We start from the raw sequence: 23,435 nt of genomic DNA, 5'->3' as shown, positions 1-23,435 counted from the left end.
CATTCATTATTTGATTCGATTTTGACTGAATGTTGGTATTGAGTGGAACAGGCCACTGACAAGCCTTGGGTTTCGTGATAGTTATAAAATACACCAGTGCTTGTCGTAGAGAGCGATTGTCGTGTGTTCAGCTCCCATTTAGGAAGGCATAATAGAATCTTGTTAACAGATTCTGACCATTTGCTCACTTCCTGCTTACAGGCTCATGGGGCGATCGTACTATCCAAACAATTCAGGGGATCTCATGCAGGAACGAGCGCGAATAGCCTCCTGGAGCATCATTATTATTGTGCTCCTGATTCATTTGATGATGGCATCCGGTGTGCCGCTGGGTGTTGATGAAGCCCATTATGCGCTCTATGCACGGTATCCTGCCCTCAGCTATTTTGATCATCCTCCTATGGTGGGTTGGTTGCAGATGTTGGTGGCGCCACTGGGTTACAATGAATTTACGGTCAGGCTGGTCCCAGCCATTTTATATGCGTTGAGCAGCTATCTGGCCTTTCGTGTCAGCAGAATACTCTTTCCTGAAAGCCCTTCATGGACCGGATTTGTATCCGTTTTTCTGATGAATACAGCGCCTATTCTGCAACTGATGGGTTGGGGGCTGGTACCTGATTTGCCCCTGATGGTATTGGGTCTTTTGTCACTGGAACTGATTCATCGTATTCATCAACACAATCGATTACTGGACTGGATCGTACTGGGTGTCATCTATGGCCTGGCTGGTTTGAGTAAGTACACGGCCATTTTTCTGCCGTTAGGTATGATGATCTTTATGATTCAGCATCATGGCTTGAGATGGCTTCGGCAATCAGGCCCATGGTTGGCAGCGTTGATCGCTCTGGTAGTGATTTCACCGGTATTAATCTGGAATGCTGATAATGACTGGGCATCACTGGCTTACCAGTTTGATCGTGGTGTCGGTGTCAAAGAGTGGTCCGTGAAAGAAGCATTGGGTATGCAAATAGCACAAATGTTTCTTTATTCCATCCTTGCTTATGTGGCAGCAATAGCTGCTTCGATATCAGTGGTCAGAAGACGTATGCCAGAGCAGAGCAGGGATGCTGGCTGGCTGATCATCTGGAACGCTTTACCGGTATTGGTGGTTATCAGCTGGTCTGCCGGAGATGGTACTGTTTTACCCAACTGGCCGGCTCTGGGGTGGACATTGTTAGCGCCCTTATCGGCCTATTGGATCTGTCTTGGCTGGTCCAGATTGTGGGTGAAGTGCCTGGCTGTTTTTTCCTCCGTTCTGTCATTGGGATTGATTGGCTTTGTGTTTTTCTTTCTGGCTTTTATGCCGCTTTCAACTTTTCCTTTCATGGCTCCAGCCATCAAGGATCTGGTGGGCTGGAAAGAAGCCGCTGAGCACGCTCAATCTCTGAAGCAGAAGTGGCAGGAGGAAGGTGAAGTTAATCCGGTTCTGATGGTGGACAATTGGAGTAAGGCGAGTCGTATAGCCTGGTATGCCTATCCTCAGCCGGTGCAGCTGTTGACTGATCGGCTGACCCAGTTTGATTTTTGGCACGGTAAGGCGGATTCAAATACCTATGGCCTGCTGATTCGTGATAAGAGTACAGCTCCCGAGAATAACCGTCTTGAGTTGCAGGGTTTTTCCTGTCAACTGGTTGATGAAACGGAGGCCGGGCTGGACAGTATTTTGGTGAATAAATTTCAGTTTTATCGCTGTAAGTCCGCTATGTGAATGTTGCTGTTCTTAGACCCTTCCCAGGTATTGATGAGGAGGGGTTTGAGTGTGTTCATCTTCTTTTTTCTGTCCTCGTGAAAATTAACCATGTCCGCTCATGCTTTTTGAACTTTTCTGCTTTTAAGACTGTCTATACTGCTCTCATTTCATATTTGATTCATATCCATCTTTTTATACTGTCTTTGCATATTCTACTGTCTGTTGTAACTTAGTTTTTAGTGTTTAAAAAAATCATCTTTAATAGATGAAATATTATTTATATCGCTGAAGGCTGTTTAGATAGGTTTCGAGGTTATATAAGGAATGTCCGATGTGTTCGGAGTAGATTCTGGCCGGTCTCGCTCAACAATCTTCAAAGCTAGCTGCTTTTTGCTTCCCTTTGTCGCTCTGTTTTCAGTCACTGCGGTCAATCATTCGGTGTTTTACCCATTAAATAGCTGGGGAGGGGAGTCGCCTGTCTCTGTTTTCTGGATTGTTTTAACCAATCTGGGTGATGGTTTTTTTCTGTTCCCTTTAACCATGCTGTTATTTTATAAAAAACCGGATAAACAACTGGCTGTTATCTTAACAATGCTGGTTGGAGCCTTGTTACTCAATGGTGGTAAAGCATTAATTCCCTCTCTGCGCCCGGTCGGTGCATTGGGTATTGAAGCCGTCAATGTTCTGGGTCCTGTTTTAAAAACTGACACCATGCCTTCGGGTCATACGGGAACGGTATTTCTATTAGTAGGACTTTCGTTCCTTTATTTGAATTCACGTATTCAATCAGTGGTTCTTTTGTTAGCCAGTTTATCAGGGCTTTCAAGAATCGTGGTTGGCGCGCATTGGCCGTTTGATATTTTTTTGGGAGCCTGGGTCGGTATTGTATCCGCTGTTTTGGCAGACTATCTGGCCAGTAAATTGAATTCGGGCTTTAAAAGTCGGGTAGCGTTTATTTTTCTGGGGCTTTTGTGTGTGTTCGTCCTGCCATTTTACGATAACGGGTTTCGTGGCTACACAGTGATTCAGTATTTTCAATATTTACTGGCTCTTCTGGCCCTTGTTTTATCCGTTCGTTGTCTTGTCACGCTCTATCAGGATGAGCTTGAGTCGCGTTTGAAACAGCCGGGCACTCTGCTGAATAAGCTGTTTCTCCTGGGGCACAGGCTCACCAAATTTGGCATGGTAGGAGCCAGCGGTTTTCTGGTTGATATGGGCGTTTATACCCTGTTAGGTCAGCTTCTGGGTATACCTCATTTAGTCGCCAGAGGTTGTTCCTACTGGGTTGCTGCCAGTTGGAACTGGTTCTGGAATCGCACCTTTACTTTTTCCCATGTGCCAAAAGAGAGAAAACTTAAACAGTGGAGTAAATACCTGACTATGTGTCTGGTGAGTTTTTTTCCCAGCTGGGGTTCCTATTATGTGCTCACTGAATTTGTACCTTTCTTTATGGAATACAAACAGTTAGCGCTGGCAATGGGTGTTATGGCAGGCATGCTATTTAATTTTACCATAGCCAGTGTGTTTGTATTTGTAGGACGGCAGTCCGGCGTTGCCAAGGAGGCCAACCTGTGAAAGTAGATACTATGCGATGGGTCGATCATTATGCAGGCATACCTCTCTGCTTTTTATTAAAACTGCTATTCTGGCCAGTTGACTGGCTTCGTCGTAATCAGAAAACGCCTTCCAGGAATGTTCTCTTTATAGAACTGTCTGAAATGGGTAGCGCTATTTTGGCGGATCCATCCATGCGCTGGTTAAAGGAGCAAGATAAGGCATTACATTTTGTTATTTTTGAAAAAAATGCAGCCAGCCTCCATTTGTTAAATACAATTGATCGAGACAATATCTTTCTTATTAAGCCCGATAATCTGATAAGTCTGGCGATCAGTAGTCTTAAATTCCTGGTGTGGTGCCGCAAAAAAAAGATTGATACCGTCATCGATTTGGAATTGTTCTCCCGCTTTACTTCGATTTTGAGCCGGCTCAGTGGGGCGATTAACAGGTCAGGGTTTGATCGTGTTCATGAAGAAGGTCTTTATCGTGGTAATCATTTAACCCATCCAGTCATGTATAACCCTCATAGTCACATTTCCAGAAACTTCATGACGCTGGTCAGAGCTTCTCAAAGCCATCCTCAACAGCCTTATCAAAAAGAGGGGTTTGAAGAGGAGATTGAACTGGCCAGAGCAGAGGTAAGCAGTGATTTAACCGCGTCAGTCATCACTAAGCTGAGAAAGCTCTATAAAGCGTTTGAGCCGGGTGTTCAGCGACTGGTGCTGGTGAATCCCAACGCCAGTGATCTGCTTCCACAAAGACGTTGGATGAAGGATCGCTACGTAGACGTTATTCAGAGCCTGCTGACAGAATACCCCGATATTCTGGTAGTAGTCACCGGCGCTCCCGGAGAGCGTTCGGAGGCAGAAGGTCTCAGGCAGCAGGTCAATCATGATCGTTGCCTGAACAGTGCCGGCACTTTTGAATTTAAAGAGCTGGTTCCTCTGTACTCAATTTCAAAGATTATGCTGTCGAATGACTCGGGACCGCCTCATTTTGCCTCAGTGACTGAATTAGAGACGTTCGTGATTTTCGGACCCGAAACGCCTGCATTATATGGTGCCCTGGGGAATTCCACTGCTATTTACGCCGGACTACCCTGTTCTCCCTGCGTCAGTGCCGGGAATCACAGAAAAACCAGTTGTGTTGATAACCAGTGCCTGAAAGCCATTCAATCAGGGCAAGTGCTGGATGTATTAAGGCCGGCATTGGATGCCAACGTGATTATGAAGGCTGGTTAGTGAAGGAAAGGTGTTTGGAGCTACGGATATTGATCAGGGGACAAGGATTCTCTAATTGCAACCGGTCATTACCAGAGCTTGTGTTACACTAAATTTTAATAAGGTATCTTTTTCGATTATCTATGAGAGTTCAAGGATGAACCTGACAACAAGGATCCTTCGTTCACGCAAGGAAAAGCGTTTATCTCAACAAGCCTTGGCTGATCTTATCGGTGTATCCCGAAGTGCTTTGGCTCAATGGGAAACCGAGATGAGCAGCCCCAGTCTTGAGAATCTAAGAAAAATGGCTGAGTTGCTGGAAGTTTCGTTTGAATGGATAGCAACTGGCAGAGGAAATCAGTACCTGACTACCCCGATCGACACGATCTGCGACACCAAGGTAGATGATGAAATCATCCGAACCTTGAACCGAATGAACCTGAAGAAGAAACGAGCCATTCTCAATGTTATGAAAGCCATGGCTTAATCTTATACCAATCGCACTTTCAAAATCCCCTGTTGTGCAGCCATTTGAGTCCAATATTCTGCGTTGGGGATCGTCGCCATAGCTACGGCTATGACTCCTCACCCCGCCTTTATGCCCTGTGGGTATTGCCTATTGGACTCAAATGGCTTGCTCATAACGGGGTTTGAAAGTTTGATTGGTATTAATAGCGGTCTGAGGCATATTGCGTGGACAATATTTGCTGGAGAGTATCAGGACAAAGTTGTTGCTGGCTTTGTCCTGACGAGGTTCGATAGATTTTGGAAGCTTGACCCAATAGTACATCGCAACAGAGTCTGGCTACTTCACCACTTCTCGAAGTTTGTTACCGGGTTTGAATTGAGGCAATTTACAGGCTGGTATGTGAATTTCCTGGCCAGTTTGAGGGTTCCTTCCCTTCCTTGCCGCTCGGTCTACCACTGAAAAGGTTCCAAATCCTATCAGCTGCACGATATCCTCCTTTGCGAGAGTATCCTGGGTATTTTGAATGAAGGCATTGACGGCCTGCTCTGCCTTGTTCTTTGAAAGGCTGGATTGTTCCGCGACCTGTTCAACAAGCTCTTTCTTGTTCATAGCTCGTCTCGACAATGATTACCTGTGGGTGAGAAAGAATACCCATCCGAAGAGTTTCTTCGGATGGGCGACTGGCATCCCTGGTATCAGACGTACTCAGGAAGAAGGGTAGAGGTCATGTTGCAGACCATCATAATTCATAACCAGAAGTGGCTGATGCATGGGATCTAGAAGGTTGATGGTATAAGCCGGATCTTCTCTGGATTGGCAGTCGCAGTGGCTATCACTGGAGTTGTCCTTGTGGCGAATCAATACCTGATCAATCAGGCCTTGACTGCCTTCTTGTTCTCGGGTGCAGAGCAGGGCTGCCAGCTCCTGAACACTGGTGGGCACAATATGCTCACCACTCAACAGTTTGTTGAGGTCAATGATGTCATGCTGAGGATCGTAGTTGGTTATCTTGCCTCCTTCCACTGCAAGGAAGTGATCCTGTTGGATGGGTCTGTCATGATCTTCACCCTTCATTGGCTTGTCGCTTGAGCTCACAGATTGAGGGGAGTGCATCACAACCTGTGAGCCGGGCAATGACAGAACATTGTGGAGTATGCCTCTTGAATCCATGCGGTCAGAGTCCAGGCGTGCGGTCAGTTCTGGCTGATCCAGACCTTCAAGGCTGTGAGCAAACTTAACGGTGTAGCTATATATCTTGGCGGATTTATCGTTCTGATCTTTGTAGACAGATTCAGGTTGACTGGGTTTAACTTCAAGAGTGCTAAGGCTTTCAGCGGTAACATGGGTTAATTTGAAGACATTGGGTGACTGAGCTTCTGCCTGAACTGACTCACCGTTGACCCGAATGTCAAAGTTTTCATTGAAGGTGAAGCCTTTATTGGCAGCGGCCTTGAGTCCAGCGAATTGAATATACAGATCGCCTCCCTGGCTCAGTGAACTCATTTTCACTGCTTCCTGACCCAGTGGCAGATACTCAGTTTGTGAACATTTATCCTTGTCGGGGCAGCTCCATAAAACATAAAGGTCTGAAGAGGCATTCTCCATTCTATCAGCTTCATTAAAGATCTTGAGGTTATCCAGTTTACCTTGAGACTCTATGATATGACCTTCACTATCCCGGTAACCACCTATGGCAGAAATATCGGTGTTTACTCCATCCGGGTGATCCAGTTTGGCATTCTCAACTTCAGTCTGGCCATTAACTGCAATGGCAACAGTACTTTGTGTTTTCTCCGGATTTACAGAGCGGGAAAGGCAGACGTGATGGAATGGAACATCCTGACTCAGGGGAGAGGTGGAGAAGACGGATTGTTTTCCTGCCGATATTCCAATCTTACCCTGATCGTTAATCACGTCTACCATCAAGCCATCTTGCCTTCCCATGAGTGTGAAGAGAGTTTCTGGGTCAGTAGTACGCTGTATGTCTGCACAGACCGTAAAGTTTCCTTTCAGTAGATCAGGTAAGCCATTATTGATCAGATGGCCCTGTCCGAGTTGGACACCTGCTCCCAGGGTTCCATCCACGGCAGGCATAATGCCTTGAACCGTACTGTATTGACCAAAAGTCAGGGACCTGAATTGAGTGCTTAAATCAGCACTGTTCTGGGTATCAAAGCTGTAGTGATACACAGGAATAGGAGACATGGCCAGATAGAAGAATGCCGTTTTGCCTTTGTCGCTGGCAGAACTCGTCACCTTGATGCCACCTGTGTAGAGGCCTCCACGGTTTGTTGGCATGGTAGACAGGTCAAAGGTGGCCTTGCCATGCTGGTCTGATGTTACAGGGAGTCTATCCGGTGCCGTAACGTATCCTGCTCCTTGGGATGGATTAACCAGCATCAGCTTTAAACTGGCTTCTGGAATAGTTTTTATTGTGACTTGACCGTCAACCTTGTTTTCGCTGTTAAGTGGCAGGAAGAGGTTGCCATCAATCAGACTTAGCCCTTCTGCGCCCACCATGGAGAAGAGATGGTCGCTTCCAAATACATCCAAGGTGTCAGAAGTCAGCTTATATTGCTGAGTGTTTTTATCCTGAGCAAAAAGAGTCGCACTATAGCTACCTTGCTTCAATTCTCCCGGAACCTGAATATTCCATTGCTCTGCAGGTTGTACCGGAAGATTCAGCTTCTCCCCCGTTTCCTGGTGAACCAGTTCGAGATTGAGTGCCTGAAGGTGCTCATGTTGGACATTAGAGAGCGTGCCTTTCAGAACTGGCTTAGTGTTCTCGGTCGCCAGTGATGCAGGATCTATAGTAGCGACAGCTATGGGCCCGGTAAGTGTTTCTTCAGCGGCAAGATTGAGCGCTTCTTTCGCTGTATTCGAAGCACCAGCCTGATCTGTTATGGTGATATGGAAGTCATAGACGCCCTGAACTAGCTGATGCTTGCCAGCAGCAGTCCATTGATTGCCTTCTAAGGTAATCTGTAAGGGTAATTCTGTTTTGTCACTGGCTACTAGTTTTGCACTGATTTCATGGAGGTTGTCTTCGGTGAAGGATCCTGTAAACCGTTGTTCCGAGTCAACGGTTGACTCATAGTCGATGACTATTTGAGGTTGTGTACGATCAACGATCAGAGAGTGTTCTTTGGCACTTGTATCATGGTCTTCCAGGGACGCCGTGGCTTTGAATGTCACAGGGCCTTCAGGTATAGACTGACTGCCTTCTGCAGGAATATCAGAGTGAGTGACAGTCCAGAGACCGTCCTCACCTACGATCGTTTTCAGATCCAATTTCAGTGTACCCAGCTCGAAAGTCAGGGTGCTACCGGCTTTGGCAGTCCCTGAAACTTCAAACTTCTCATTCAGTGCACTGACAGCCGGTGCTGAAGTGATTTCAATATCAATGGCCGGCTTCTTGATCTCCAGAAGGGATTTGAGCTCAAAAGTAAAGGGCTGGGAAAACTTATTACCCGCTGCATCTTTACTATTTAAAAGAAGTCCGTACTGCTTGATCAGAGGAGGGAGATCGCTGTCCTTGATTTGGGCCTGCCATTGATTCCCATCGGTAATCGTTGTGTCGAGGCGAAGATACTTCGATGTATCCTTTGGATCGTTGCCTGTGTCAAACAAACGAACACGCACACTTTCCTCGGCCAGAGGGTGAGCTTCATCAAAGGTACCACTGAAGACATGATGTGTTTCAGTGGTTGTATAACCTTCACTGGTAAAAGTGACGACAGGTTTCGTGGTGTCGATTCCCAGGTGACCACTGGCAGTGGCCGTCTCTTTACCAAGAGAAGCCTGAATCAGTATTTCCTTGAGTCCCTCCTGACCTTTCAGTGCGGCCTGAAGGTCTACTGGAGTGATCTCTTTTTGCCAGCTGTTTTGTTCCTTACCGGTTGCAGTCCCCAAGTCATGGCCACCCATGGCCACACGAACCTCACTCCCTTCTTTGACCGAACCAGAAAGCGTCAACGGCTTTTGTAAGTTGATCCACTCAGGTGTTTTGTTAAGAGTCAGCCCCAGGTCGACAGGAAGTTCTGGTTCAGAGGGTGTCTGAACACTGCAAGGCTGTGTCAGGGTACCTTTTTGGCCCAGGGTGTCTTCGGCGGTCAGTAATAACTGATAGTCGCTGCCAGTATTTTGAGCCTGATGCCCCGTTGCTTGCCAGACACCCTCTGAGGGATACGAAACCGTCAGGGTTTCGATCACCTGACCTTCAGCGTCCAGTAGTTTAGCGTCGAAGGACTTAAGATGTGCTTCCTGAATAGTGCCGGTGAACACCGGTATGGCATCTGTGCTGACATCGGAGTCCAGGGTCAGCTGTGGACCTGTTTTATCGACAGTCAAGGTTGCACTGGTTTGATCCGTGACTCCATGAAGTGAGGCTCTGATGTTGACGTTTAAGGGGCCATCAGGGAATGNAGGCTCTGTCTCTTTAACCTCAGGCACCTTGAGATCAAATCGCAACTGATTCGAAGACTTATTACCGGCTGAATCCATACTGCTAGCCAACAGCATGTAATGATCACCCGGTGTGAACGAGTCCTTGTGTTCTATGCTGGTAGTCCACTCATTCCCCTCCAGCTTAGGCAATAGCCTGATATAGTGGCTCTTGTCTTCTGAGCCTTTATCAATATCAATCAGGTAGAGCTTTAAACCGTTCTTGAGTGGGTGAGCTTCATCGATATGGCCGCTGAACTCATGGTGAGTCGCAGTGGTCGTATAACTGTCAAGGGTAACGACTGGGCCGGTAGTGTCGACACCTATCGGATATTTTACGCTGTCCGTATCCTTGCCAAGGGTGGCCTCTACGAGAATTTCTTTAGAACCTTCCTGGCCTGACAGAGCCGTTTTAAGGTCTGCTGGCGTGATCTCTTTTTGCCAGCTGTTTTGTTCCTTACCGGTTGCAGTCCCGAGATCGTGGCCAGCCATGGCTACACGAACCTCACTCCCTTCTTTAACCGAACCAGAAAGCGTCAACGGCTTTTGTAAGTTGATCCACTCAGGTGTTTTGTTAAGCGTCAGTCCCAGGTCGACAGGAAGTTGTGGTTCAGGTTCAGAGAGTGTCTGAACACTGCAAGGCTGTGTCAGGGTACCTTTTTGGCCCAGGGTGTCTTCGGCGTTCAGTAATAACTGATAGTCGCTGCCAGCATTTTGAGCGTTATGCCCCGTTGCTTGCCAGACGCCCTCCGTGGGGTATGAAACCGTCAGGGTTTCGATCACCTGACCTTCAGCGTCCAGTAGTTTAGCGTCGAAGGACTTAAGATGTGCTTCCTGAATAGTGCCGGTGAACACCGGTATGGCATCTGTGCTGACATCGGAGTCCAGGGTCAGCTGTGGACCTGTTTTATCGACAGTCAAGGTTGCACTGGTTTGATCCGTGACTCCATGAAGTGAGGCTCTGATGTTGACGTTTAAGGGGCCATCAGGGAATGTATTGAGTTGTTCAGGGCTGAGCAACAATTCCCAGGTATTGTTGGGTTGTGCTGTGACAGGTCCCAGTGGCTGATTACCCAGCTCCACCGAAACCAGACTGTCGGCAGTGGCCTGACCAGAAATTGACAGGGTTTTGCCAAGATTGGTGAGCTGGGGCAGGGGGTCCAGCACGAGGTTAACAGGAACAGGAATCGCCGGTTCAGGCGTTTCTGCAGGCTCTGTCTCTTTAACCTCAGGCACCTTGAGATCAAATCGCAACTGATTCGAAGACTTATTACCGGCTGAATCCATACTGCTAGCCAACAGCATGTAATGATCACCCGGTGTGAACGAGTCCTTGTGTTCTATGCTGGTAGTCCACTCATTCCCCTCCAGCTTAGGCAATAGCTTGATATAGTGACTCTTGTCTTCTGAGCCTTTATCAATATCAATCAGGTAGAGCTTTAAACCGTTCTTGAGTGGGTGGGCTTCATCGATATGGCCGCTGAACTCATGGTGAGTCGCAGTGGTCGTATAACTGTCAAGGGTAACGACTGGACCGGTAGTGTCGACACCTATCGGATGTTTTACGCTGTCTGTGACCTTGCCAAGGGTGGCCTCTACGAGAATTTCTTTAGAACCTTCCTGGCCTGACAGAGCCGTTTTAAGGTCTGTTGGCGTGATCTCTTTTTGCCAGATGTTTTGGTCATTACCGGTTGCAGTCCCCAGATCGTGGCCAGCCATGGCTACACGAACCTCACTCCCTTCTTTAACCGAACCAGAAAGCGTCAATGGTTTTTGTAAGTTGATCCATTCAGGGCATTTATCAAGAGTAAGCCCTAAATCTGATGCCGGTTGAGGTTCAGTTGTGGGTTCAGCAGGTGCTTCAATACTGAATATCTGTTTCTGAGTTGTGACATTACCTGCCTTGTCTTTGCTTCTTACAATCACCAGATACTGATGGCCGGGAGGCAATTCATGGGTGTTCAGACTGGCTTGCCACTGATCACCCTGCAGCTTGGGTTCTAAATTAACGAAGTTGGATGATACTTTGGGATCCTTGAGGGTATCAATTACTGAAGCCTTCAAGGTTACAGAGTTGGGATGATCCTCAACAAAAGTCCCACTGAAAACATACTGAGAATCTGTAATCTCAATAGGGTTGAGGGTTATTTCAGGTGCAGTGGTATCAACCTTGAGAAGGGTATCCGGGAGTGTATCGACCACTGTATCAAGTTTGGCCTGCACCAGAACTTTAAGAGTGTCCTCTGGTGTTTTAACGGCTGAAAGTTGTTCAGTGCTGAGCGACAGTTGCCAGGTATTTTTGGGCGAGGCGGTCACTTCACCCATATCATGGCCGTCTATTTTAACGGAGACCAGACTGTCAGCTTTTGCATGGCCAGAGAGGGTAATGGGCTTTTTGAGATTGTGCCAGGACGCGATAGGGTCAAGAGTCAATAAGAGGTCTTGATCCGGGGTGGCTTCTGGCGTTGGCTCTTCGGGGGGCGCCTGCAGGGTCAGATCGTGGTCAATCGTTTTACTAGTCAGTGTCTGGCCATCACTGAGTGTTTTTTGAGCTGACAACTGAAGCGTATAACTGCCAGGCAGTAACTCAGAGCTGGCTTTTACTTTCCAGGTGCCCTGAACGATGGTCTGGTTCAGAGAGTCCAGCTGTTCACCGGTTACCTGGTCTTTTATCAGTAATTTTGCATTGACACCATTTTGACCACGACCAAAGAACTCAGGCTGTAGGTCGGGTGTCTTCAGGCAAGCCGGATCGATTTCAACATAGGGTGGAACAGAGTCAACGGTGATGACTTTTTCACGGGAACCGACATTATTGGCCAGGTCAGTTGCCGTAAAGATGATCTTTTGTTCCCCTTGAATCAGTGGGGTAAGCGGTGTTGCCTCCCAGGCATGAGTGTCTGGGTTGTAGTGAGCATGTGTCGATTCGTTGTTCGATACCAGAGTGACAGTTGTCAGAAGTTCGTGATCGGTATCCAGCTGCATCGAGAAGGTGGGCTGGTTACTGGTGTAGATATCTGAAAGCTCAGTCTGAAAAACAGGCTGAGTCCGGTCGACAATGACCTGTGCTCTGGCAGTATCTGTTTGGGCATTGTTGCCAGTGGCGATGGCTTCAACATTGTAGGTGTTTTCAGCAGCGCCTTTTAGCGTGTACTTCCAGTTACCTCCAGTATCTGTTTCTAAATCAACAAACTGACCTTGATTAAGCGACAGTTTGATGGTGCCACTCAGGATGTTACTGCTTCCCTGAATCGTTAGATTCTTGGCATTGGTGTAGGCTTCGGACGTTATGGCAACAAACGGAAGTGTATTGTCAATGAATAGGTCTACAGGATCGGAAGTGCCCTGATTACCCGCTTTGTCAGTAGCTACCGCTTTTAATGCGTAGTGTTCGTTGACGGTCAGTGGTTCCATCAACCTGGCAGTCCAGCTCATACCTTCAAGCTGAACTTCCTGCAGGGTCACTTTCTCATCATTGATATAAATATCAAGGTGGCTGACGGTCTCGGAACAGTTGCCGCTGATGACGGGTTGGGCTGAAGCGGTAGCCGGTGGCGGAGTAATAGTAATAACAGGTTTAACACTGTCTACCAAAACCCCGGTGTTCTGAAGATCAACCAGGTTGGTTTCTGCGCTGTTACCAGTCAGGTCTGAAATTTGCCCCAGGGGAATGGTTACAGGAGGCTGACCACTGTCTTCTGAGGGTTGTTGTGCCGTAAACTCAAGCGAATCAGCTGTGATACCGTCGGAGTCCTGATAATCGTCTTCTACGGTATAGTTTGCAATCAGGTCGTCGCCATTTTTCTCAACGTCCAGCGGGATAATCCTGTCACCCACCATTATCTTCAGAACAGGTTTGCCCGTGAGTGTAACGGGCTCATCAAAGGTCAGTTTGAAAGTAACCGTTGTCCCTGCTTTCAGAGGTGTGGCTGTGTCAGTAGTGGCCTCAAGAGAGTGCAGTCTCGGTTTAACCTGGTCAACCACAACTTCTTCAGGGGCTGACACGTCACTGAGGTTACCAAAGCTATCTTTACTCTGGACGGTATAGCTGGCTGTGTATTCCTTGGTGGATTCCTCGATGCTGACTTCCCAGAGACCCTGCTCAGAGGCAATGATCTGACCGGGTAAGGTCAAGAGTTGGCCGTGATTAAAGAGTAATATTTCAGTGCCTGGGTCTGACTTACCTTTCAGGTTGTATTCAGTGGCAGTGGTACGAAAATCATGGGTATTGCTGCCAGTATCGGGCTCAATAGCCGTAATTTCAGGAGCATTGGGTTGGACGGCGTCTACTTTCAACCCACTGAGAATGGCCTGAGAAAAGTCAGGAACCAGCGGTGATCCCAGGGTGGATTGTATGGTGGCTCCACCGGTTATACTCAGGGAGTTTGCTACTACTTCAATAGCGTCTGCCAGATCGCCATTCTGAACGGTATAGTTGAAAATGAGCTGTTTGGAGGCGAGCTCGGTCGCATCACTATCCAGTTGTGCAGTAACTTCCCGGATCGTGCTGAATGAGTTATCTGATTCTTGTCTAAGGAGTTTGAGCTGACAGCTGATCTCCCCATCATCAGAGATGACGGCTGCTTTGTTCAGATTCAGTTTGACCAGCAGGGTGTCGCCCTGTTTTAGTTGAGAGCTGGTCTCCTGTTCAGCAACGCCAATAACCTGTAAAGGTACTCCCTCTACAGTCACCTTTATCAGACCGGGCTGACTGCTGGTGTTGGTCGCCTGATCTGTTTCGAAGACTTTGATGGTATAGCGGCCTTCGTCAGAAACGGCAACGGGTTGACTCCAGACACCCTCTGAACCGGCTTTGATGCCTGAATAAACAAACCCATTGGGCATCTCAAGCTGTAGCGTATGTCCTTCTTTCTCCGCGACCCCGGTGACAGTGAAATTCAAGCTTGGAACCTGATGTGCTCCATCCAGATGTTTAACACCTGTAGCCTGAACATTTAATTGATCGGGAGTCGGTGGCTCCTGAGTATCCAATATCAGCTGCAGGGTTTGAGTGGCCGTATTATCCGCTTTGTCGGTCAGGGTTGCCTTGAGATCGTAGGCGCCGTCGCTTAGCGGCTCTGTACCGACAGGTTTGAAATTAAGCTGGAAAGGGCTGTTAACATCGGTGTCAGCGTTGGCTTTTAACGTACCCGCCTGGCTCAGTTCACCATGAATACGGGAGCTGCTTTCTGCCTCACCTTTGATAACCGGTGGGTTGATACTGGTGTAGAAAGGGTCATCAATTTCTAGCTTAAGATAAGCTCTGGCATCTTTTTCTACTTTGAATTCAACCGATTTCGACAGGCTTCCGTCAGGTAATTTTACCCTGGCTTCAAAGGGGTAAATGGCGTCAGCAGGTAGCTGAATGCTGTCGCTTTTCCACTCACCTTGTTCAGAGCAGGGGTATTGTTTGGTGACAGACTCGCCATCGGTATTATATTGCAGAAATACCGTCCCACCCGGAGGGCACTTCCCTGAGACGGTGACATCTTGTGCGTTGGTAACCTGGTCGCCGTCTATGCCTGAGTCAGGTGATACTTTAACGTCATAAACAGCCGTAATCGCATGGACTTTGACTTCATGGGTAGTGGTATTACCTGCTTTATCAGTGACTGTGAACTGATAGAGGTAATCGCCGTGAGCTTCTTCAGGCAGAGGCAGAGCGAGAGTCCACTCGCCATTTTCTGTGGGTTGAAAATGTCCCGCAGGTGTTCCGTCCCGAGCAATGTCTACCTGTATTCCGGGCGTACTGTTGCCTGTGATATCAATGGGGCGGAAACTCTGTACTGTGAACTCGGATGTATCAATGTTGAGTTGAGGCCTGGTGGTGTCGACCTCTACACGCAAAGGTTCTGAAGCGTCACTGAAAGCACCGCCCGCTTCAGCTTGAGCTGAAAACTCGTAAACACCTTCACCGGGCGCCTGCCAACTGAGAGTCCATGCGCCCTTGCTATCGACAGTTGTCGTTTGATTGGAGGCTTCATCATTAATCAGCAGTCTGATCTGATCACCGGGACGGCCAGTGCCTTCAATATCAAGGTCTGTGAACGAGGTAACATTATCACCCTTGATATCACTGTCGGGGAAAAAGGTACTGATTATGGGTACAGTTGGTGGCACCACCGCAGCAGGAGTCAGAGGGGTAACAGGTGTAACAGCAATAGTCGTAAAAGTGGGCTCGGCAAGCGTTTTTTCTACAAAAGCTTTTTGGGCCTGCTCTTTTTGTTCAAGCTCTGCTCGGGTTGCGCGGGTCTGGGCCGTTTCATTCAACAGCTGTGTAATCTGGGCGTCGCTGGTTTCTGGTAACGAGGTCAGCTGTTCTACTTCGATAGTGGCTGGCAGCTCAATACTGCCGGAGTCACTGGGAGATGCCACTTTGGCTGCCTTGGCCATGGCAGCTTTTTGCTCAGGTGTGGGCTCTTCTTTTTCCAGGATGGTTTCGGTAACAACTTCAGTGGGCTCGTCAGGGACTACCACTGCAGCGGACTTCAGGTGTTCCCCAAGAGTCATGGTGCCGGGCTCAGTCACCTGAAACAGCTTACCATCCTGTTCTACGGTCAGTGCACCACCAGGAATAATTTCAAGACTCAGGCTCAGGGGCAGACGGTTGCCTTTGGCCAGTTCAATAGGAATACCGGTGTCAGGATCCTTAACACCATGAGCTGTGAAAACTGTAACGGTAGGTGTTACTGCTGAATCTTCGTTAGCCATCGGTTACCTCAGCAAATTCAATTCGGCGTTAAAACAAAAATAAGAGCTTTTGTTTCAGAAGCTCGTCCGGATAGGCGAACTTCCTGTTTACTTAATCAGAGGCAAAGCGGTCTGCCAGCCTCCGGTTCAAGCCTCTCTCAGAGCAGTGTGTCGGGCTCTTATGATCGGCTTGAGTAAATAGTCCAGGACCGATTTTTTTCCTGTGAGAATGTCGACGCTGGTCTGCATTCCCGGAATGATCGGTAACGGCTTTTCGGAAGTACCCAAGTGGCTTTTTTCCGTTCTGACCCGAACAATATAGAAGCTCTGGCCGTTTTCGTCCTGAATCGTGTCGGCACTGATGTGTTCTACCGTGCCCTTGAGGCTGCCATATATGATGTAGTCATAGGCTGTTACCTTGACAATGGCATTGAGTCCAAGTCTGAGAAATGCAATGTCTTTTGGCCGTATCTGAACCTCAATCAGCAGCTGATCCTGAAGAGGGACGACTTCCATCAGGTCCATACCTGGCTGAACAACCCCGCCTAACGTATTGAGATTGACTTTCTTTACTGTGCCGGAGACGGGAGAGCGCACAAGCGTCCGGTCAACGCGATCCTGGTGAGCGGTCAACACTTCTTCGAGCTGAGCCATACGCAGAACATTGTCTTTATGCTCTTGCATGGCTTTTTGGCGAAACTGTAGTCTCAGTTCGGCAGACTGTCTTTGTGCCGCCTGCATCACTGACTCAAGGCGCGGAATAGCCAGTCTGGCGGCATCGAGGTCACCAGCAAGCTCGTTAACCCGTTGTTCCTGACGGAGGAGTTCCACTTCAGAAACTGCGCCGTCTCTCGCCAGAGGTCGGGTGAGATCCAGTTCCCTCGTGGCAAGTTTGAGACTGTTTTCAAGATGGTTGCGACGGGATTTCATTTCGGTGAGCTCATGCTGGCTCTGCTTTACTCTTTCTCCGGCCACGGCCAGCTCATTCACCAGAGCTTCCCGGCGATTATTGAACAGTGCGGTTTCTCGCTCTACGACCGGTTGGCTGTCTTTGATTTCATGACCAAAAGTCAGTTCGGTATCATCAATTTCACTCTTGAGCCGAACACCTGCCACCTTCAGGCTCTGGTATTCCACCTGGGATTCACGATAAAGAGAGAGAAAACGGGTGCTGTCCAGTTGCATGAGCGCCTGGTTAGAAGTGACCTGGTCACCTTCACTGACATAAATGTCAGAGATGATACCGCCTTCCAGGTTTTGAATGATCTGGACTCTGGTGGAAGGGACAACCTTGCCACTTCCTCGGGCCATTTCATCCAGTTTGGCAAAAGCCGCCCAGATCAGAAAGACGACCACAGTAAGCACGCAGAGATAGATCAGGATACGACCTCCTCTGGGTGACTGCATCAGAATGGCAGCACTGGTGTCCGGCATATAGTCCAGGCTGAACTGTTGTCTCTTGTAGTCTCTTAAAGATTTGGCCCACTGGTGCCAGATGGTGACGATTTTTTCCCTGATGGCATCAACGTTGAAATGATTGTTCATTTTTAAAACTCCGTTTTTCCCTGTGCCAGCGCTTCGAGAACCTTGTCTCTGGGGCCGTCAGCCAGTAAACGACCGTTGTCCATGACAATGACCCTGTCGACCAGATCGAGCATGCTGGACTTATAGGTTGTCATGATCAGGGTTTTATCTTTGGCCAGTGTTCTCAGGCGCTCACGAAAGTAATGCTCCGAAAGGCTGTCCATGGCACTGCAGGGCTCATCGAAAAGCAGGACATTGGGGTCACTCAGCAGTGCTCTGGCCAGAACAATGCTTTGCTTCTGGCCTCCTGAGAAATTGGCACCGCGCTCAGCAACAGGCATTTGCAGACCTTTGGGGTGTCTGTCTGTAAATTCTGTGACGCCACAGAGCCTGGCCGCAGCCAGAATCTGTTCGTCTTCTACATAACCGGCACCGAGAGCGATATTATCTCGGACCGTACCGAAATAGAGCTGACTTTCCTGGGAGACATAACCGATACGGTCTCTCAACTCATGTGGGGAGAGTTGCTGAATGTCCAGCCCGTCAATGCGAATACTGCCTGTAGTGGGTGTATAAAAGCGCATCAGTAATCGCTGCAGAGTGCTTTTTCCTGAGCCTATACGACCGATGATGGCTACCTTTTCGCCTGCTTTAATGGTCACAGACAGATTTTGTACCGCCTGCCCATGTTGATTGGGGTAAGCAAAGCTGACTTGATCGAAGGTGATGCTTTGTTTGATGTCCGGGGTTTTCAGAGTGCTGTCATGACTTTGTTCTTCTACAGGAAGATCCATGACTTTGTTTAGAGCATTCAGAGCAGACTGTGTCTGATAAAACTTGGTAGACAGAGAAGACAGTTGCGCGACAGGTGCCAGGCATCGTCCTGACAGCATCACAGCGGCAATCAGGCCTCCCATGGTCAGTTGTTGATCAACCACCAGGTAAACGCCGTATACCACAATACCGATGGTCACCAGCTGTATAACAAAAGCCGAGAGTGTCGAGGCAGAGACGGTCAGAAAGCGTGTCTTGATGTCCCATTTTGCGATATGCCCAGATAATTTTTCCCAACGATGTTGCAGCTCTCCTTCGGCGCTTCTGGCCTTAATGCCTTCAATACCGCAGAGGCTTTCCACCAATGTGGCGTGCTTTTGGGCACTGGAGCGCTGGGTGTTTTCAATCGCTAATCTAAGCGCAGGCTGAATAGAAAGAGAGTGAATGGCTATGATGGCCATACCGGCGATGGGCACAAAGACAATAGGCCCCCCGAGCAGGGCAATAACAGCAAGAATCAGCAGGCAGAAAGGAAGATCAACCAGAGTGGCAACAGTGGAGGAAGTAATGAACTCCCTGATGTAATCAAACTCCTGAAGATGACGGGCAAAAGATCCGACAGATACCGGCCGGGAAGCCATCTGCAGTCCCATGGTCTGTTCGAACATGCTGGCAGAAAGCAGAATGTCTGACTTTTTTCCGGCAACATCAATAAAGTAGGCGCGTGCCAGCTTCAGCAGAAAATCAAAGAGATAAGCGACTCCTGCACCAATCGCCAGCACCCATAAGGTTTCAACGGCATTGTTAGGGACAACCCGATCGTAAACGTTCATGACGAACAGTGGGCTGACCACTACAAAGAGGTTGATGATAACCGAAGCAATCAACACATCCCGGTAGATTTTTTTCGAGCGGAGCAGGGTGCCCCAGAACCAGTGTCGTTCAGGCAATTTGAGGGTGCGTGGGGTTCTTTCGTCATAACGGTGTTTTTCTTTGACGAACAACGCCTCACCAGTATATTCCTCAGCCAGAGTTGTCAGTGCTACTTCTTCACTGCCTGAACCGCTCTCAGTGATGACCACCTGGGCAGTTCCTTTATGATGATCCAGTGCTGTCAGCAGGCAGGCCTTGCCGTTCTTCAGCAGCAGCACGGCCGGTAGTACTAAAGGTGTTAATTGCTCCAGACTTATTTGGAGATGTCGGGCAGAGAGTCCGGCGCGATCTGCGCAACGGATGAACAATGGCTCGTCCATTTGCCCCTTGTCTAAGGGCAGGCCAGCGGTCAGGGTGCTGATGGACGCAGAAATTTTGTAGTGACGGCAAAGCAGCAACAGACACTCGAGCAGTGGACTCTGAACCTGTGCGTGGCTCTTCAGGGATGCCTGTAATTCAGGACTGGATTCACTTTCATGCATGGAAAATGGATGTTCCTTGTCGATTCGATTTATCTACAAACGCTGTTCATCGAACTATCTGTTCATCGCACTAAATTGCGAAAGGCCAGGTCCACTACTAAGACCCATTTTGCTGCCAACAGTTCCTGATACTCCTGTCCTTTGGGCTCCTGAATGCCCCGGGGATACTGGGAAAATCAGTTTGAGTGCTGAGTGGCAAATTGCCTCAGGGAGGGATCAGGGAAAATCCTTTTGCTGTTCTAACTCGGTGTTATGGCTTTAAAAAAATAGTCGGGATTTGCTGATCCGCAACTTCTGAAACTTCAGCAACGACTGCTGCAGCAGGTAAAAGGGAAGAATAAAATGAGGGTGGAGGAGGGGATCTTATTGGGAGTAGGCATTAAATAAAAAAGGAGAGGCCCCGGAGCTTTCAACTCCGGGGGATTGAGTATCAAGCTTCCAGTTCCCTTTCCAGTGGGATCATATGATGCTTGGAGTGAACCGCTAACAGGTCACAGTCGATATTACTGGCCAGCTGCTCAGCGGTATTGCCCAGGGTGAGAGCGCTGAGCCCAGAGCGGGCATTAGTGCCCATAATCAGCAACGATACGGCCAGTTCACGGGTAAGATCCGGAATCATGGTTTCAGCCGGAGCGGGCACCAGATGTATAGAGTCATTCGAAATGCCGTAGTCTTTGGCAAAATGCTGACAGGTCTTCAGATAACGATCCTGGTCGGTTTGACCGTCTCCTTTGTCCTGCATGGCAAGCATAATGGTGGGATAGGCAGAAGCCAGATGAAGGTCTGCATCAAAATAGCCGGTGACTGCCTTGGCATTTTCCATAATAGCCCTATTCAACTGCTGATGGTCAGCGTCTTCCGGATCGGCGTTGATGGCTGCAAGCATGGGCTCTTTTTCCCAGGCACGGTCGTGTCTAACGAGCAATACAGGCACCCTGCTTTTTCTCAAAAGAGCCCAGTCAGTTGGTGTTGAGAAAGGTTTCTCAAGAAAGCTTTCCTGACGGAAGTCTTTCACTAACAGATGACTGCGTTCCATTTCCCTGACATGAATAATCGTTTCAAGAAGATTATGTCTCCACAGTTCCTGGCTGGTGACGGTTATTCCCTTGGCACTGATATCCCTGGCAAGGGCTGTCAGTACTTCAGAAGACGCTATGTCCGGCTTGGGGTTCGGGGCAAGAATATGAAGGCTGGACTGTGTAGCTTGGGCCAGTTGAATGGCTCGATTGAGTGCGACATGACGGGCTTTGCGGGTATCAACAATCACAAGTATGCGTTGTATTCCTTGCATGGCCGGCTCCTTTATTACTTAAGGATTCATCTAACCCTGAGGGGGCTGAGCGCTAACTGCTTTTTTATAGGCTAACTTCATCGTACTGAATAGTGTGAAGTGAAAAATTGATCTGCATCAATATTGTTAACTTATTAATTTAATTGACACAGTGGCACTGTATCAGAAAGAGTGATGAAAGGAACCCATGACAGAGTCCGGCTTTGACGGTAAGGTAGAGCTGATTTTTTGACCCTCAACAAAATTTAACCAGATCCTGCCTTAGCTCGGTCTGGTTGTTTAGAACCTGCTGTTTAGAGACATAAATAATGAGTGACCAGAGCCTGGCCGAACTCTTTCCTGAGCTGGATGCTTTTTTACCCTGTGCAACACCGGATGAATGGATTGCCCAAGCCCTGAAAAATCAGGACATTCTGCTGGTCGATCACGCCAACTGCGAGAAGAAGGCTGCATCAACGGCACTGAACCTGATGTATCGGTACACCGAGCACTTTGATTTGCTGAACAAGATGTCCCGTCTGGCTCGTGAAGAACTGAGGCATTTTGAGCAAGTGCTGACGCTGATCAAGAAACGGGATATTCCTTATAAGCCGCTGTCAGCGTCCCGTTATGCCGGGGCATTGAGAAAACATGTAAGAACCTGGGAACCTGCCCGCATGGTGGATACACTCATTATTGGTGCTTACATAGAAGCGCGCTCCTGTGAGCGTTTCCATAAGCTGGCGCCTTATCTTGATGACGAGTTGAAGAAATTCTACTTGTCCCTGCTCAAGTCAGAGGGCCGGCATTTTAAGGATTACCTGACCCTGGCAGACAGCATTTCTGAAGACTCCATTGAAGAGCGAGTGGCATTTTTTGCAGAAGTAGAGCGGGAAGCCATTGAATCTGTCGATGACGAGTTTCGTTTTCACAGTGGTGTGCCGGCTGCAGCCTGACAGTTGCTAATGCAGCCAAGCGTTAATATTCATACAGACTTTGTTCATTCTGGGGCTGTCGAAGGATACGGGTAATGCACTTCGACAAATTCAGGGTGAACGGAATGGGTTTTGGGAGGGTATGGTAGTTTGAGTGCTCAAATTTTTATGAGGGTAATATATCAAAAGCTTCCATATTTAACCCTGAGTCGTCGGCTGTCAGTACCCAGCCCTGTCGATCCCAGTCACCCAGAACGATTCTTTTACCGGTTCCTGAAGACAACTCGACATCGTGGATGTCCGGTCGGTGAGTGTGACCATGGATCAAGGTTTTCACCTGATACTGTTCCATGACCCGAACCACTTCTTCTGAAGTCACGTCCATAATGTCCAGGGACTTCATGGATTTCGCCTTCTTGCTGTTACTGCGTATTTTTTGAGCCAGGTTTTTTCGGTAGCTCAAAGGAGAAAGGCGTAAAAAACCCAGAACAACAGGGTTGCGAATAATCTTGCGATAGCGAAGATATTGCTGATCACCCGTGCAGAGCAGGTCACCGTGCATCAGCAGAACCGTTTCTCCATTCAAGTCAATGCAGCAGGGGTCATTAAGCCAGGTAGCTCCGGTCATCTTGAGAAAATCCTTGCCAATGGCAAAGTCCCGGTTACCTGCCATGATGAACAATGACTTGCCAGAATCGGTGTAGGCTTTTAACTGGCGGGCAATATCATGGTGAAAGGGCTCCATGGCATCGTCACCCACCCAATACTCAAAGAAGTCCCCGAGAATGTAGAGTGCATCCGACTTGGAAGCCTGCTCGCTCATGTAAGAAGCGAACGCCCGGACAATGTCCGGGCGTTCGGGTGTCAAATGCAGATCAGAAATGAACTGTATGTTCATTCACACCACTTCCGCAGACTCAATCACTACGTCATCAACTGGAACATCCTGGTGGCCAGCACGGAAAGTTGTTTTGGCAGCTTTGATCTTGTTTACGGCGTCCATTCCTTCCGTAACCTGGCCAAATACGCAGTAGCCCCAGCCATCCGGAGTTTTGGAGGTATGGTTAAGAAAGTGGTTGTCCGAAACGTTAATAAAGAACTGTGAAGAAGCTGAATGAGGGTCCATGGTTCTAGCCATGGCGACAGTGCCAATGGCATTTTTCAGGCCGTTGTCCGCTTCATTATCAATAGGGGTTTGGCCATCTTTTTGAACCATACCCGGTTCAAAACCACCACCCTGAATCATAAAGCCATCAATGACCCTGTGGAAAATGGTGCCGTCGAAGTGACCACTTTTTACGTATTCCAGAAAGTTAGCCACGGTCTTTGGGGCTTTTTCGGCGTCAAGTTCCAGTTTGATATCACCAAAGTTGGTATGCAGTACAACCATAGGATTACCGTAATCTCTGTTCTAATGGTCCGCGAACGGGAAGCCTGCAATTCTAGGT

The 23,435-nt window shown here is 48.4% G+C and carries 13 protein-coding genes; 5 read left to right on the top strand and 8 right to left on the bottom strand.

Translation table 11 applies throughout. The features are described from left to right. The first annotated feature begins 244 nt into the window (after window positions 1-244). From GZ78_RS21385 to GZ78_RS27775, 4 genes are all read left to right on the top strand, one after another. Complete coding sequence (locus GZ78_RS21385; RefSeq protein ID WP_034840751.1) at window positions 245-1,708, top strand: glycosyltransferase family 39 protein; 1,464 nt, start codon at window positions 245-247, stop codon at window positions 1,706-1,708. Window positions 1,709-2,023: 315 nt separating this feature from the next. Further along, window positions 2,024-3,265 (top strand): GtrA family protein, encoded by a 1,242-nt coding sequence (locus GZ78_RS27780; RefSeq protein WP_161787454.1) that lies wholly within the window; start codon window positions 2,024-2,026, stop codon window positions 3,263-3,265. After that, window positions 3,262-4,488 (top strand): glycosyltransferase family 9 protein, encoded by a 1,227-nt coding sequence (locus tag GZ78_RS21375; protein WP_034840749.1) that lies wholly within the window; start codon window positions 3,262-3,264, stop codon window positions 4,486-4,488. The genes GZ78_RS27780 and GZ78_RS21375 overlap by 4 nt, the downstream gene beginning before the upstream one ends. 136 nt (window positions 4,489-4,624) lie before the next feature. Beyond that, window positions 4,625-4,954 carry a helix-turn-helix transcriptional regulator gene (locus GZ78_RS27775; protein WP_051786422.1) on the top strand — a complete coding sequence of 110 codons (330 nt, stop codon included), beginning with the start codon at window positions 4,625-4,627 and terminating at the stop codon, window positions 4,952-4,954. A gap of 138 nt (window positions 4,955-5,092) precedes the next feature. Here GZ78_RS27775 and GZ78_RS30420 read toward each other — a convergent pair whose 3' ends face one another. From GZ78_RS30420 to GZ78_RS21345, 6 genes are all read right to left on the bottom strand, one after another. Continuing rightward, window positions 5,093-5,257, bottom strand: coding sequence for a hypothetical protein (locus tag GZ78_RS30420; RefSeq protein WP_236631641.1), 165 nt, complete (start codon window positions 5,255-5,257; stop codon window positions 5,093-5,095). A 15-nt stretch (window positions 5,258-5,272) separates the two neighbouring features. Further along, window positions 5,273-5,545 carry an HU family DNA-binding protein gene (locus GZ78_RS21365; protein ID WP_034840747.1) on the bottom strand — a complete coding sequence of 91 codons (273 nt, stop codon included), beginning with the start codon at window positions 5,543-5,545 and terminating at the stop codon, window positions 5,273-5,275. Window positions 5,546-5,641: 96 nt separating this feature from the next. Beyond that, window positions 5,642-15,772: an Ig-like domain-containing protein gene (locus GZ78_RS21360; RefSeq protein ID WP_456236235.1), complete on the bottom strand. Its 10,131-nt coding sequence runs from the start codon at window positions 15,770-15,772 to the stop codon at window positions 5,642-5,644. Between the two features lie 444 nt (window positions 15,773-16,216). After that, window positions 16,217-17,614: an HlyD family type I secretion periplasmic adaptor subunit gene (locus GZ78_RS21355; protein WP_051786421.1), complete on the bottom strand. Its 1,398-nt coding sequence runs from the start codon at window positions 17,612-17,614 to the stop codon at window positions 16,217-16,219. A 2-nt stretch (window positions 17,615-17,616) separates the two neighbouring features. After that, entirely contained in the window at window positions 17,617-19,782 is a 2,166-nt protein-coding gene (locus tag GZ78_RS21350) for a type I secretion system permease/ATPase (RefSeq protein ID WP_051786420.1), read from the bottom strand. 430 nt (window positions 19,783-20,212) lie between these two features. Beyond that, the gene (locus GZ78_RS21345) at window positions 20,213-21,073 is read right to left on the bottom strand and encodes a universal stress protein (RefSeq protein WP_034840742.1); all 861 of its coding nucleotides are present in this window, start codon (window positions 21,071-21,073) and stop codon (window positions 20,213-20,215) included. A gap of 308 nt (window positions 21,074-21,381) precedes the next feature. On the opposite strand from GZ78_RS21345, the gene miaE reads away from it, so the two are divergent. Continuing rightward, on the top strand, window positions 21,382-22,008 hold the full coding sequence (miaE, locus tag GZ78_RS21340) for a tRNA-(ms[2]io[6]A)-hydroxylase (protein ID WP_034840740.1): 627 nt from the start codon (window positions 21,382-21,384) through the stop codon (window positions 22,006-22,008). 145 nt (window positions 22,009-22,153) lie between these two features. Here the strand turns inward: miaE and GZ78_RS21335 are convergent, their stop codons facing one another. After that, window positions 22,154-22,885: a UDP-2,3-diacylglucosamine diphosphatase gene (locus tag GZ78_RS21335; protein WP_034840739.1), complete on the bottom strand. Its 732-nt coding sequence runs from the start codon at window positions 22,883-22,885 to the stop codon at window positions 22,154-22,156. Beyond that, on the bottom strand, window positions 22,886-23,377 hold the full coding sequence (locus GZ78_RS21330; RefSeq protein WP_034840737.1) for a peptidylprolyl isomerase: 492 nt from the start codon (window positions 23,375-23,377) through the stop codon (window positions 22,886-22,888). Window positions 23,378-23,435 lie beyond the last annotated feature (58 nt).

Source organism: Endozoicomonas numazuensis (assembly GCF_000722635.1).
GTDB lineage: Bacteria > Pseudomonadota > Gammaproteobacteria > Pseudomonadales > Endozoicomonadaceae > Endozoicomonas_A > Endozoicomonas_A numazuensis.
The sequence above is the reverse complement of the archived record's forward strand: the minus strand, read 5'-3'. Positions and strand labels throughout refer to the sequence as shown.